At 69.7% G+C, this 13061-nt stretch carries 10 protein-coding genes and 1 other RNA gene; 2 read left to right on the forward strand and 9 right to left on the reverse strand.

Annotated elements, in window-relative coordinates; translation table 11 throughout:
- Nucleotides 1–76: 76 nt before the first annotated feature.
- Nucleotides 77–445, reverse strand: a transfer-messenger RNA (tmRNA) gene (ssrA, locus tag GZ998_RS09115).
- Nucleotides 446–620: 175 nt separating this feature from the next.
- Between ssrA and GZ998_RS09120 the strand changes: the two genes are divergently transcribed.
- The gene (locus GZ998_RS09120; RefSeq protein ID WP_162679821.1) at nucleotides 621–1616 is read left to right on the forward strand and encodes an aldo/keto reductase; all 996 of its coding nucleotides are present in this window, start codon (nucleotides 621–623) and stop codon (nucleotides 1614–1616) included.
- Nucleotides 1617–1741: 125 nt separating this feature from the next.
- Here GZ998_RS09120 and smpB read toward each other — a convergent pair whose 3' ends face one another.
- From smpB to ftsE, 4 genes are all read right to left on the reverse strand, one after another.
- Nucleotides 1742–2272 (reverse strand): SsrA-binding protein SmpB, encoded by a 531-nt coding sequence (gene smpB, locus GZ998_RS09125; protein WP_161924513.1) that lies wholly within the window; start codon nucleotides 2270–2272, stop codon nucleotides 1742–1744.
- Between the two features lie 169 nt (nucleotides 2273–2441).
- Nucleotides 2442–3776 (reverse strand): peptidoglycan DD-metalloendopeptidase family protein, encoded by a 1335-nt coding sequence (locus GZ998_RS09130; protein WP_219109668.1) that lies wholly within the window; start codon nucleotides 3774–3776, stop codon nucleotides 2442–2444.
- Between the two features lie 5 nt (nucleotides 3777–3781).
- Nucleotides 3782–4696: a permease-like cell division protein FtsX gene (ftsX, locus tag GZ998_RS09135; protein ID WP_162679823.1), complete on the reverse strand. Its 915-nt coding sequence runs from the start codon at nucleotides 4694–4696 to the stop codon at nucleotides 3782–3784.
- Between the two features lie 78 nt (nucleotides 4697–4774).
- The gene (gene ftsE / locus GZ998_RS09140; RefSeq protein ID WP_161924514.1) at nucleotides 4775–5464 is read right to left on the reverse strand and encodes a cell division ATP-binding protein FtsE; all 690 of its coding nucleotides are present in this window, start codon (nucleotides 5462–5464) and stop codon (nucleotides 4775–4777) included.
- Between the two features lie 149 nt (nucleotides 5465–5613).
- Between ftsE and GZ998_RS09145 the strand changes: the two genes are divergently transcribed.
- A complete protein-coding gene (locus tag GZ998_RS09145) occupies nucleotides 5614–6159 on the forward strand; it encodes a hypothetical protein (RefSeq protein WP_219109669.1) in 546 nt (181 codons plus the stop codon).
- 102 nt (nucleotides 6160–6261) lie between these two features.
- Here the strand turns inward: GZ998_RS09145 and ssb are convergent, their stop codons facing one another.
- The 4 genes from ssb to GZ998_RS09165 all read right to left on the reverse strand — a co-directional run.
- Nucleotides 6262–6930: a single-stranded DNA-binding protein gene (gene ssb, locus GZ998_RS13340; RefSeq protein ID WP_219109670.1), complete on the reverse strand. Its 669-nt coding sequence runs from the start codon at nucleotides 6928–6930 to the stop codon at nucleotides 6262–6264.
- Between the two features lie 310 nt (nucleotides 6931–7240).
- Nucleotides 7241–8725, reverse strand: coding sequence for a GTPase (locus GZ998_RS09155; protein ID WP_257505747.1), 1485 nt, complete (start codon nucleotides 8723–8725; stop codon nucleotides 7241–7243).
- Nucleotides 8722–10317: a GTPase domain-containing protein gene (locus GZ998_RS09160; RefSeq protein ID WP_161924517.1), complete on the reverse strand. Its 1596-nt coding sequence runs from the start codon at nucleotides 10315–10317 to the stop codon at nucleotides 8722–8724. The genes GZ998_RS09155 and GZ998_RS09160 overlap by 4 nt, the downstream gene beginning before the upstream one ends.
- A gap of 89 nt (nucleotides 10318–10406) precedes the next feature.
- Nucleotides 10407–13061, reverse strand: a 2655-nt coding sequence (locus tag GZ998_RS09165; RefSeq protein ID WP_219109671.1) for an ATP-binding cassette domain-containing protein, incomplete at its 5' end; no start/stop codon positions are given.

The raw sequence follows: 13061 nt of genomic DNA on the forward strand, positions 1-13061 counted from the left end.
CCGACACCGATCAAAGCCGGACGCAAACGTGGAAAACCTGCTGACACGTCGACGTATCGGCGCGTCAGCAGGTTCGTAGTGGAGATGCGGGGAATCGAACCCCGGTCCGACGGCAATGTAACAGGACTTCTCCGGGTGCAGTTCGCTGCTGATTTTCTCAGCCCCGGCGTCTCACGCGAACAAGGACGCCGACGGGCTCAGCCACCTAAGTGTCCCGAGACCCCCGGTGGCATGGGGCCTCGGCAGTGGCTTCCTAGATGACGCCAGGAACCGGGCCGGAAGCGTTCCCGGGCTGGCGAACTTCGGCTCTCGTCAGGCGACGAGGACGAAGTCGGCGCGAGTTTTATCGGCACCTATAGGTTTGCACAGGGCGTTGACGAGATGACTGTGCCTCCTCGACCCGCTTCTCCTGAATCCACGACCGTCGTCGAAACCGATCATCCCCTGTTGAGTTCTTCCCGCCCGCGAGCGGCACGGGAACACGCTGAAACCTCAGCAACTCAAGGATACCAGCGCCCGCCGCAGCGGATACGAGACCTTCACCACTACTTTTTGTTTCGCCGAGTCACTAGGACCGCTAGGCTGGCGGCACCAGCCCACCACCGCAGGAGGCAAGCACCATGGAGACACGCCCACTCCCCGCTCTGAACCGCGACATCTCCACCGTCGGCATCGGCACCTGGCAGCTCGGCACCGACTGGGGCGAGGTCACCGCCGAGGACGCCACCGCCACCCTGCAGGCGGCGCTCGACGCAGGCGTCACCTTCATCGACACCGCCGACGTCTACGGCGACGGGCGCTCCGAGCAGTTAGTCGGCGCATTCACCGCCGCCCACCCCGAGGCCGGACTCACCGTAGCCACCAAGATGGGTCGGCGCGTGGAGCAGCTCCCCGAGAACTACACGCGCGACGCCTTCCTGGCCTGGAACGACCGCTCCCGGCAGAACCTGGGCGTGGACACCCTGGACCTGGTGCAGTTGCACTGCCCGCCCAGTGAAGTCATCTCCGCCGAGCACACCTGGGACTGGCTAGAGGAGATGGTGGGCGCAGGCCGCATCCGCGCCTACGGGGTCAGTGTGGAGACCTGCGCCCAGGCCCTGGAGGCCATGCGCCGCCCCGGCTGCGCTAGCGTGCAGATCATCCTCAACGTCTTCCGCCGCAAGCCGCTGGAGCAGGTGCTGCCGACGGCGCAGGCCACCAGCACCGCAATCATCGCCCGCGTGCCGCTGGCCTCCGGGCTGCTATCCGGCCGGTACCGCGAGGACACCACCTTCCCTGCCTCCGACCACCGCAACTACAACCGCGACGGCTCCGCCTTCGACATCGGCGAGACCTTCTCCGGGGTGCCCTTCGACGTCGGCGTCAAGGCCGCCCAGGAATTCACCTCCCTGTGCCGCGAGCTCGGCCCGGCCGGCGCCACGCCCGCCCAGGTGGCACTGCGCTGGATCCTGGACCAGCCGGGCGTGACCACGGTGATCCCCGGCGCGCGCAGCGCCGAGCAGGCCCGCGCCAACGCCGCGGCCGCCGCGCTGGAACCGCTGAGCGACCAGCTGCATGCCGCCCTGGCGGACCTGTACGACCGGCGCATCCGCACCCACGTGCACGACCGCTGGTAGGGCGAGCCGCCCCGCTGGTCGTCGCAGCCCGCCCGTCGTCCGGGCTTGGCGGTCCGGACGACGGCGCTCGCTCGTCGGCGGGCGCCGTCACGCCCCTCAGAGGAAGGCTTACCGGGATACCCGTGTCAGCCGCGACGCCGGTTGGCGGAAGCCATGGCGCGCGCCGCCTCGCGCTTGTCCTGCGCCTCCCGCAGGGCCTGGCGCTTGTCCCAGTCCTGCTTACCGCGAGCCAGGGCGAGCTCCAGCTTGACGCGGCCATCGATGAAGTAAAGCTCCAGCGGCACGATGGTGTAGCCCTTGGCCTGCACCCGCTGGGCGAGCTTGTCCAGCTCGGAGCGGTGCAGCAGCAGCTTGCGCTTGCGACGCGGGGAGTGGTTGTTCCAAGTGCCCTGCAGGTACTCGGGGATGTGGGCGCCCTGCAGCCAGGCCTCGCCATTGCGGTCGATCTCGATCCACGCCTCGGTCAGGGAGGCCCGCCCCATGCGCAGGGCCTTCACCTCGGTGCCAGTCAGGGCGAGGCCGGCCTCGTAGCGGTCCTCGATGAAGTAGTCGTGCGTCGCCCTGCGATTGCGGGCGATGGTCTTGTGCGCGGCGGCTGCCGCCTTGGCGCGCTCGGCCGGGGTGAGCTTCTTGGTCCCCTCGGTCTTCTTGGCCACCGGAGTCTCCTTCCCTCGTCCCGGTCCGTCACACTACGGCGCCGAATCCTACTGCCGACCGCTCCGGTCGCCAAGACGCCCAGCCACAGGCCCGAGCGCCGCACCCGGAGCGGTCAGCACAACCCCGTGCCGCCGCAGCTGACGCCCAAGGCGGCGCCGGGTCCACCCCTCAGAACCCGGGCAGGGTCATGGGGTCGATCTCCGTACCGTTGATAATCACCTCGAAGTGGACGTGGGGCCCCGTGGCGCCCCCGGTCATGCCCGTGAGCCCGATCGTCTGCCCCCGGGTGACGGTGGCGCCATTGGGCACGGAGATCGCAGACAGGTGGCAGTAGGCCAGCACCACGGACTGCCCATTGATCACGCCTCCGTTGATGAAGACGCCATTACCGCACGAGCTGTTGATGTTGTGGGTGACGGTTCCGGCCACACCCGCATACTGGGGTGTGCCGGATGAGGCCACGAGGTCGACTCCGGCGTGCAGCCTCCTCTGCCCCGTGATTGGGTGGACGCGGTAGCCGAAGGGCGAGGCAACAATGAGGGGCCCGGCGATGGGGTGCCCGATGGAGCCGCTGCCCAGTGAGGACGAGGCCCCCGAGCCCGACGCCGATCCGGTGTAGCCGGCGGAAGACCTGTTGGCCGCGTCCAGCTCCGCGATCTCGGTGGCAGCGGCCTGCTCATCGGCTGCCGCCTGGGCCTGCTGCTTCTCCAGGCCGGCCTTCTGCGTCTCCAGATTGGACGCGGCCGTCTCCTTCTCGGCCTTCAGCGCGGCCACCTGGTCACGCTTGGTCTTGGCGGTGTCCTTGGCGGTCTGCGCGGCTGCCTTGGCGGCATCTGCCTCAGTCTTCAGCGTAGCGACGCGCTCGGTGGTCGCGTTCTGGCGGGCCTGGCGGTTGGCGGCCTGCGCGCGCTCCTCCTCGGCGGCAGCCAGGACGGATTCCTGCACGCCGGTGGCGATCTCCATGGTGGAGGCACGGTCGGTGAGCTCGTCGACGGAGTCGGAGGCGAGCACGTAGGTCCAGGAGGTCACGGCGCTGTCACCCTGATAGGTGGCTACTACCAGGTCGGCTACCGATGTGGTGTTCTCGTCGACAGTCGTCTGCGTCTGCTCCGCCTGTTCGCGCAGGGTCGCCAGCTCGGACTCGGCCACGGCCAGGCGGTCCGCGGCGGTCTGCTGCTCGCGTTCCTTCTGCGCCAGCACGATTTCAGCGTTATCGAGCTCGGTCTGTGCGGTACTCAGGGACGCCTGGGCGTTCTGCAGCTCGATGTAGGCCTGCCCCAGCTCCGCGGACACGCCCTCCAGGGATGCGGCCAGCTCGGCCTGCTTGCGCTGCGCGGCGGCCTGGTCGTCGACGGCGTCCTGGCGCTCGTCGGCCTGCGCGCCGACGTACGCGGGTGAAGCTACCAGGACCAGGGCGACGGCGCCTGCGACGGCGCGGCGGGCCCGCCGCCCGAGACGACGGCGGGCGCGGCGCGCTTGAAGGGACGAGCGGACTGAGAACATGGCGATCAGACCCTTGTGTACTTGGACAGTGAGAAGGCGGATGAGGCCAGGGCCAGGACGACGGCGGCCAGCAGCAGCCAGGGGGCCAGGCGTACCACGTCGCCGGTGCCGATAAAGGCGGTGAATTTAAGCGAGGTTGCCAACCAGTCCGTGACGATGTAGCGGGCCCCCGCCCACAGCGCGGCCACCGCGCCAATCGCACCGATCAGTGCGGCAATGGCGCCCTCGAGCATGAAGGGCAGCTGGATGAACAGGTTCGAGGCGCCGACTAGCCGCATAATGCCGGTCTCCTTGGAGCGGCTCATGGCGGACAGTCGAATTGTGGTGGATATCAGCAGTACCGCCGTCAGCGCCAGAATCGCCGCCAGCCCGCCGGTGATCCAGGAGACTCGATTCATCAGCACGAACAGGGGGTCGAGGGTCTCGCTCTGGTCGATGACGCGCTCGACCCCGGCACGTCCGGTGAACTGCTCGGCGACCACCCGGTACTTCTCCGGTTCCACTAGCTTGATCCGGAAGGACACCGGCATCATGTCCTCGGTTGCGTTGCGGCCGATGCGAGACTCCCCGTAGGCCTCCATGAACCGCTCGTATGCGTCCGCCTTCGACTCGATCGAGTAGGCCTCGATGTAGGGGGCGAGCGTGTCCGACTTGATCAGTTCCTCAACGGCGTCGATCTGCTCCTGTGTGGCCTCGCCGTCGGCGCATGCCGCCGCATTCGAGGACGGCGGGCACATGTAGACGCTGACCTCAACCTTGTCATACCAGTCTCCCTTCATCACGGAGATCTGGTTCTGCAGCAGCACCGAGGCCCCGACGAACAGCAATGACACAAAGGACACCAGGATCACCGACACGGTCATCACCAGGTTGCGGCTGAGCCCCTTGAAGGTCTCGGAGACGATGAAACGGAATCGCATGCGTTTACCTCAGTACCTCATTCACGGGTTTTACGGGATTCGCAGCCCTCGCAGCGCTCACTGCCGGCGGGGTCGACCTCAACGGTCTGACCCATACACGCCGCGAGCCTGGTCGCGCACCACCTCGCCCGCCTTGAGCTCGATGACGCGCTTGCGCATCTGGTCGACGATCTCGTCGTCGTGGGTGGCCATGACCACGGTTGTGCCCTGGCGGTTGATGCGGTCCAGCAGACGCATAATGCCAACAGAGGTAGACGGGTCGAGGTTGCCGGTGGGCTCATCGGCCATAAGCAGCTTGGGCCGGTTGACCATCGCGCGCGCAATGGCCACGCGCTGCTGCTCACCGCCGGACAGCTCATGCGGCAGCCGCTTGTCCTTCCCGGATAGCCCCACCAGCTCAAGCGCCTCGGGCACGGCCGAGAGAATGTAGTGGCGGGGCTTGCCGATCACCTGCGAGGCGATGGCGACGTTCTCAAACACGGTCTTGTTCTCCAGCAGGCGGAAGTCCTGGAAGACGAATCCCATCTCCTGGCGCAGCTTGGGGACCTTCCAGCTGGAGATCTGTGACAGATCGCGTCCGAGCACGTGAATACGCCCGGAGGTGGGCCGCTCCTCACGCAGAGTCAACCGTAGGAAGGTGGACTTGCCGGAGCCCGATGCGCCCACCAAGAACACGAACTCCTCGCGCTCGATCTCTATGGTTACGTCGTCAAGCGCGGGCCGGGCGCCGCGCTTGTATACCTTGGAGACGTTGTCGAATCGGATCATGGGGAAGCTGCTTCCTGCTCGTGGCCGACGCAGGCACGCCGGGACTGCAAGCCACGGTAACCAGTGGGCCTTGAAATCCCGGTGGTGACACGCCAGGACACGCCGACTCGTGGTGTGGCGACGCCCGCTTGGCGGCTACCGTTCCAGGTATGTCTACAACGGGTCCCACCGGCGCAGGTCTCCCCGCGCACCCCACGCACACGTTCGCCCGACCAGCTGACGAACTGGCCAGCAGCTTGGACGTCGGCTCCTGGGACCGCCTCATCCCGTCGCTCGCCCACGTGCTGCTTCAGTGTGGCATTGCCGGCGCGGTCGTCGTGGAGCTCACCGTCAGCGCGCCGATTGTCAGTGCGCAGACCGCCGCGCGTATTCCCGCTGACTCCCGCTTCCTGCGTGCCCTGCGCGTCCGCCGCCGGCCGGCGCCCTCACCGGAGCCGCCCTGCCTTAAGGCCTTCGGGACGTCTGGCGAGGTATCCCTGGGGGTGACGCTGCTCGACCAGCACGGGCGCGCCGTGCTGACTGAGGCTGCCCTGGAAGCGCTCGTAGCCCTGGGCTGGGAGCAGGAGCCCGAGTTCTTGGGTTATCGCTTGCCGGCCTCAAAGGCGCAAGAGGCGACGGCGATGGCGGCACGAGTGCTGATCGAGGTGTTCGGCGTCGCCCATCCAGCGGATCTTGACGTTCACGTCATCGCATAGCCTGCCGCTTCCTGCGCGCGCATACCTCCCCACTGGCAAGCACCACCGGCGCCAGGCGGGCGAGCACTACGCCGCCCCGCGCTGGCCGCTCCCCCGTCGGCGTCACTCCTGCTCGTCCGCGAGCACGTAGTCGAGCGCATTCGGCTCGGATGCAGGCGTCATGAGTGGGGGCGCCGCCTGCCCCGGCATCACCGGATCAGCGACCGGCGTCGGGGCAGGCTCGGGAAGCCCGGCCGACGGCGCCGGCGTGGGGGCTGGAAGCCCGGCCGACGGCGCCGGCGTGGGGGCTGGAAGCCCGGCAGCGTCCGGGCTGGGTGCGGACCCGGCGGACTGCGCCGAGCCGGCGGAGCCGGAGGAGGTGGTGGTTGACGCCTCCGAGGTGGCCGCATCGCCGTCGTCTTCGGTATCGCTGCGGTGCACGATCCGCATGAAGCGCGACTCCCCGCGCGTCAGGTCGTGTCCGCCGCAAGAAACGGTCAGCACGTTGGTGGAGAACTCCTCCGATCCCTTGGACCAGTTCTCCTGGGTGAAGCGCCCCACCAGCACCACCGGGTCGCCCTTGTGCAGGGAACGCCCGAGGTTCTCAGCAAGTGCTCCCCACGCCTTGGCGGTGAACCAGATGGTCTGGCCGTCCCGCCAGCCCTGGGCGGTTCGGAACGACGGCGAGGTGGCCAGGCGGAAGTAGCAGTAGGCGCGCCCTCCGGAGGTTCGGGTCACGGCCGGGTTGGTGCCGAGGACGCCTTGGACAACGAGATCTAGTTGACGGCTCATGGGATGCTCCTTTGCGGTGACTTGCCGTGGCTCAGGCTGGGACCGGCGTGCCGCCGGCTGTTTCCAACAGTGCCGCGCACCAGGTCCGGGCCGCCACCGACCTGTTTATGCGGGGGCAGCACCCCCTGCACGAACCTCACCTGTGGACACCGGTGCTCCGGTCCGGCCGCATCCCTCTGCTGCCTGGGCAACTGGTTCCAAGGACCGGCAGGCGCGCACAGGGCGAGCCCGGGCCACGCCCCCGTAACCAGTCCGCCTGCCTACCGGGAGCCTCCAAATGCTTTCGTGTGGAGGAAAAGTCCGTACGGCGCTACCGCGGCAGTTCCAGGGCCTGGCGAAGCATCCGATGACGCACCAGCACGCCGTCGGCGGGGCGAGTGAGACCGCGGGATACCACGGACACCAGGCGGGCACGCACGGCCCGCGCATACTCCTCAGCCTCCCGGCGGGCACGGGAGCGGCGCGCCAGCAGCGCGCCAACCGCAGCCACCAACCCGATACCCGCAACGGCCAGCGGTGCCAGCAGGCCGGGCACGAAGGCCTGTCCCTGCACCAGGGAGACCACCGCCCACACCACTCCGATGAGTGCGGCGAGCGCCCCACCCCACCAGGCCAGCTCAATGACGGGCGTGCGGTGACGCGGCAACTGCACGCTGCCGACCGCCTCGGCAGTCTGAGCCGCCAAGGTCTCGGGGGTGGCGACGGCGCTCTCCACGCTGCGCAACCAGGCACCGGGCAGCCCTTCGGTGGTGCGGCGCAGCCAAGTGGTCTGGACGGAGGCTACGGCGTCCCTAGCGGGCGGAGCCGGACGGGCCAGGGCGCGCGGGAAGGTGCGGGCCAGGCCGGTGCGCACGGAGTCCGCCACCGCCTGGGCACCGCACGCGTGCACGAGTGTGGTCACGGCGGCGTCGGCGAGCTCCGGCTGGGTGGCCACGGCCCTGGCGGCGACCGCCGGACGCAGTCGCATGGCAATGGCATCCAGCTGCGCGGACGCGGTCCGGGCGGCATTGGACTCCCGTGAGACCCGCTCCAGGAACAACTCGTGCACGGCCGCGAGGTTGTCGCCCCGCACCGCGGATACCGGGAGCACCTGCACGTCATGCAGGCCGTCGGCCGCCAGCAGCGCGCGCACGTCCTCCAGCAGCGCCTCAGTGCCGCCCGCGGGCAGGGTGTCTACCTGGTTCACCAGGACCAGCATGTCCTCCTGCCTCGCGCCCAGCCCCCGCAGGTAGCCCTCGTGCAGGACGGCGTCGGCGTATTTCTGCGGGTCAACCACCCACACCAGGATGTCCGCCAGCGGCACCAGCCGGTCCACCTGGAGGGCGTGCTCGGTGCTGACCGAGTCGTAGTCGGGCACGTCCAGCAGCACTAGTCCCGCGAAGGCGTCCTGGTCGGCGGCGTCTAGGAGGGACTCGCGGCGGATGCGCCGGTCATCGGCAACCTCAAGGAAGTCCAGCAGGGCCTCGGCATCGTCCCCCCAGGTACAGGCCGTGGCGCGGGCAGTGGTGGGGCGGCGCGCGCCGACATCGGCGAACTGCAGGCTGGTCAGCGCGTTGAACAGTGAGGACTTACCGGAGCCGGTGCCGCCGAACAGCGCCACCACCGTGTGATCCACGCCCAGGGCCAGCCGCTCGGCCACCTCGTCCAGGTGCTCCCGGGCAGGAATCGACAACGACGCGGGGATCTCCGTCGGGCACTCGTCCAGCGCGCCGCGCAGACGATCCAGGCGCGCCTCCAGGTGGGCGGCATCAAGCACTTGGCCCCCTGCAGGGGCGGCATTCTGGTTCATGGTCATGCGGTGGCTCCCGGACGGGTAAACGGTGTCAGTTCGCCGGCGCGTAGCCGCAGGGCCGCGGCCAGTGCCGGGTCTGGGGCGAGGCCGCGGGCCGCACCGGCCGGCACAACCGCGCTGAGCACGCCTGTCAGCGCCTGGGCCAGGGCCTGCCTGGCCTCGCTGATGGCCGGCCCCAGCCCCAGTCGCTCGGCGGCGGCGCGCGAGCCCTCGATGCCGGCGGCGGCGGATACCACCAGATCACCGGCCCCCTGCGGCGTCAGCCCCTTGGGCACAGTCGCCAGGTGCTCCTGCTGCGCCGTGGCCCAGGCGCCGACTACTGCGGCCGCGTCGGGCACGTCAGGCAGCAGCTCCCGGCTGCGCGAGCCGGCGCCGGCGGCCTCCCAGGTGCGGGAGGCGTCATCATGCACGGAGACGAGAGCTGCTTCCAGCCGGGCCGCGACCGACTCACGGGCGTCCTGGGCGAGCGTGGCCAGGGCGGCAGCGCGCGCCCTGCCCGTGCGGCCGAACCAGCCAGAGCGCAGCTTGCCGCCCTGAGCCAGCGGGGCCAGCGGCCCACCGGTTGAGGCGAGGGTGACCCAGCGGGTGGTGGGGGCACCCTGCCCACAGGTGCCGCGCTCGACGTCGTCGCGCAGATCTGCGGCGGGGGCCTCCAGCAGCTTCTGGGAGGCCGTCTCCAGGCGAGTGGCGGCGTCATCCTGGGCGTCGACGCCGTCGGCGAGGGTGATCAGGTCGGCACGCAGGCCGGTCCACAGGCCGCGGCCAGTGCGGCGCACGAGCCCAGCGGCCCGGTGGCGCCCGGCCAGCAGGCCCAGCCAGTCGCGCAGCTCAGCGATCGAGGCCTCCGGCAACAGGCCCTCGTGGGGGCCGGCGTCGGGAACCACGAAGAACGGGGACTCGGCCAGGCCGAGCGCGTCCAGGCGCTCGACCAGGTCGCGGCGCACCTCCGACAGGACGGTTGTCGGCACGCGGTTCAGGACGACGCCGATCGGGGTCTCCCGGCCGGCCGCTTCCTCCAGGGACGCCCAGGGCGTGTGGTCGCCATAGCGGGCGGCAGTGGTGATGAACAGCCACAGGTCGGCGGCCTCCAGCAGCCGGGAGGCGAGGACCCGGTTGCTCTCCTGCACGGAGTCCAGGTCGGAGGCGTCCACCAGAGCCAGTCCGGCCGGGACGGCGGCAGAGGTTACGGTCCGGCACACCCCGGCGATCGGGTGCTCTGCCAGCGCGGCGCTGTCCTCGGGATTGACTACGAGTACCGGCGTGCGGGTAGTGGGGCGCAGCACGCCGGCGTCGGAGACCTCCCGGCCGAGCACGGAGTTGACCAGGGTGGACTTGCCCGCCCCCGTGGAGCCGCCGACGACGACGATCGCCGGAATGTCCGCGTCGGCGAGCCGGGGCAGTACGTGGTCCCGGATCTGGGCAATGAGGCTGGAGCGCAGGCGCCTGGCGTCCTCCACACCGGTGGCGCTGAGGCTGAGGTCAAGGTTCTCCAGGTCCCCCACGGTGTCGGTGAGGACGTCTATTAGCTGTGCGCGGCTGAGCGCAGAGACGGGGACGTCTTCTCCGGCGGGCAGCGGGGAAGCAGTTGAGGCCATGATCCAACCTTAGGCTGAAGGCGCGGCGCAGCCGGTATCGACCCGCCCTGCGCCCCGCAGGAACGACGCCGCCGCCGGGCGGGCGCGGGTCAGCGGCGGTCCCGGCGGGCCAGGCCGATGTAGCAGGCCAGGAAGCAGACCAGGCCGATCGCCGAGAGCAGCCCGAAGTCGGTGGCCCACTGGGACACGCTGTGCTCCCAGATGTCCTCGGCGCGGTTGGGCAGGATCTCATTCATCTGGACCGTGGATGCGGCCATGGCGTAGCCCCAGCGGGCGGGGACGAGCCAGGCCAGCTGCTCGAACACCGCCCGGCCGGCAATGGGGATGACACCGCCCGCCAGTACCAGCTGCGCCATGATCGTCACCACCAGCACGGGCATAACCTGCTCGGAGGAGGACACGAAGGCGGACACGGCCAGCCCCAGCAGACCGGAGACGAAGGCAATCGCCCAGCAGCACACCGCCAGCTCCAGGCCCGGGGAGCCCAGCAGGACGGCGTCGGTGGGGGCCTTGTTCAGCGCCAGCGCAATCCCGACCATGACCGCGGTCTGCACGGTGACGATCAGCGCCAGCACTAGCGCCTTGGCCACCAGGTACGAACCCGCCCGCAGGCCCACGGCCTTCTCCCGCAGGTAGACATCACGCTCCCCCACCAGCTCCCGGATGGTGGCGGCCATCCCGGAGAAGGCCGCGCCGGTAATGAGGATGACCAGCAGCTCGAGCGCCTGCGTGGAGTAGACGACGCACGGCTGCTCGGACGTCGGCTCGGGCAGGTCGGGGACGGCGAAGCCGTTGGAGCCGGCGATGGCCTTGGTGAGCAGGCCGATGATCACCGGCAGGACCAGCATAAACAGCAGGTAGGAGGGGTCGGCGGCGATGATGCGCAGGTGGCGGCGCACCAGCGTGGATACCTGCCGCAGGGCGCTTTGCTGCGGGGCCTGCCGCTCATCGGCGCTCGTGGTCGTGCTGAGCCTGCGGCCGTCGCCGCGCCGAGTAGACGGAACCGTCGCCTCCAGGTGGGCGCGCAGCTCTGCTGCGTGGTTACGGATCAGGGCGTAGACGTCGGCGAAACCGTCAATGGACACCGGGTCCGCGAAACCGCCGCGCGGCGGCGTCACCACCAGTCGGCCCGCCTGCCCGAACTCGGCCAGCCGGGTGCGGAAGTAGGCAATCACCTCCCGCGGCGCCCCGAAGTAGACGGGGGTGCCACCCGCAGCGAGGATAAGGACCTTGTCCGCCCGGTCAATGTGGTTCTCGTTGTGAGTAACCACCACCACGGTGCGCCCGCTGTCACCGGGGCGGGTGCCATGCGCCAAAGACGCCAGCAGCTCCATCACATCCCGGTCCAGCTGCGGGTCCAGGCCGGAGGTGGGCTCGTCAAGGAACAGCAGGGACGGGCGGGTGAGCAGCTCGATAGCGGTTGAAACACGCTTGCGCTGCCCTCCGGAGAGCATCTTGACCTTCTTGTCCACGTGCTCAGACAGGTCCAGGTCCTCCAGGACCTCGTTGATGCGGGCGCGCCGCTCAGCCTTGGACACATCCTTGGCAAAACGCAGCTCAGCCGCGTACTCCAGGGTCTGGCGCACGGTAAGCGCGGAGTGGACCACGTCGTTCTGCGGCACCACGCCGATCTTGTTGCGCATCACCGGGTAGTGCTCATACACGTCCAGTCCGTCGAACAGCACCTGCCCCTGCTGCGCCTTCTGCTCACCGGTCAGGGCCTTGAGCAGCGTGGACTTGCCCGCACCCGAGGGGCCCACCACCGCCAGCAGCTCATTTCCGGGCAGGGCGAAGGAGACGCCGTCGAGCAGGGTCAGCTTGCCGTCGTTGACCGAGAAGGTCAGGTCGCGACCCACCAGCTCCCCGGCCGCGGTGGCCACCTGGACCTCGCAGGTGCCATCGGGGCTGATAACCACGAAGGTAGACCCCATGCCGAAGGTGGTCGGCTCCGTCACCCGATAGCTCTGCACGCGCTGCTGACCCACGAACACCCCGTTGGTCGAGCGCAGGTCCGTCACCACAATCCCCTGCGGCGTCAGGTCCACCCGCGCGTGGTGGCCCGACACCCGCGGGTCATCCAGGCGCAGGCTGGCGTCCGGGGCACGGCCGATGGTGCCGGAGGAGGTGATGGTCACCTTGGCGATGGTGCGGCGCCGACCGGCGGGGAACCCGCCGGTTCCTCCGGATGCGGCCGAGCGGGGCGGGCTCGGCGGGCCGGCGATGGTTACCGATGAGGCCGCGGGATCGGTGATGGTCATGGCAGACGAGGCGCTGGCCGTTGCCGCGGACGGCGCAGATCCAGCGGAGTTGCCGTAGCCGGTCGGGGCCGCGCCGGCGGATGCCCCATAGCCGGCGGGCGCGGGCGCTTGATGACCGTAGGCGGGCGGGGCAGCCGGGGCAGGCGGAGCAGCCGGGGCGGGGCCGACGTCGGTCCCGGGCCCAGGTGCCGGGCGCGGCCCCTGAGCGGGACTAGCTGACCCAGGCGCGGCGGCAGGGGCGGGGCCGGCTGCCGCTGTCGGCACGAAGTCGATTCCAGGCCCGGAGCTGTTGGCAAGGTACACGCGGGTAGGGCCGACTACCAGCGCACGGCGGGTGTCCTGCCCGGCCACCAGCATCCCGTTAGTCCGCGAGATGCATTCCACCACCCAGCCCTCCGCCGTCGGCGTCACGCGCAGGTGCTCGCCGGAGACCACATTGGAGGTGGAGACGACTACGTCGCAGGTGGGCCGCCTGCCGACGGTAAA

This window comes from Actinomyces sp. 594 (genome assembly GCF_019325145.1).
Taxonomy (GTDB): Bacteria; Actinomycetota; Actinomycetes; order Actinomycetales; family Actinomycetaceae; genus Actinomyces.

Coding starts and splice junctions, on each gene's coding strand:
- ssb (WP_219109670.1), bottom strand. CDS start 6,930: ATGAGCCGTCAACTAGATCTCGTTGTCCAAGGCGTCCTCGGCACCAAC.
- GZ998_RS09160 (WP_161924517.1), bottom strand. CDS start 10,317: ATGGCCTCAACTGCTTCCCCGCTGCCCGCCGGAGAAGACGTCCCCGTC.
- GZ998_RS09120 (WP_162679821.1), top strand. CDS start 621: ATGGAGACACGCCCACTCCCCGCTCTGAACCGCGACATCTCCACCGTC.
- ftsX (WP_162679823.1), bottom strand. CDS start 4,696: ATGCGATTCCGTTTCATCGTCTCCGAGACCTTCAAGGGGCTCAGCCGC.
- GZ998_RS09145 (WP_219109669.1), top strand. CDS start 5,614: ATGTCTACAACGGGTCCCACCGGCGCAGGTCTCCCCGCGCACCCCACG.
- ftsE (WP_161924514.1), bottom strand. CDS start 5,464: ATGATCCGATTCGACAACGTCTCCAAGGTATACAAGCGCGGCGCCCGG.
- GZ998_RS09155 (WP_257505747.1), bottom strand. CDS start 8,725: ATGACCATGAACCAGAATGCCGCCCCTGCAGGGGGCCAAGTGCTTGAT.
- GZ998_RS09130 (WP_219109668.1), bottom strand. CDS start 3,776: ATGTTCTCAGTCCGCTCGTCCCTTCAAGCGCGCCGCGCCCGCCGTCGT.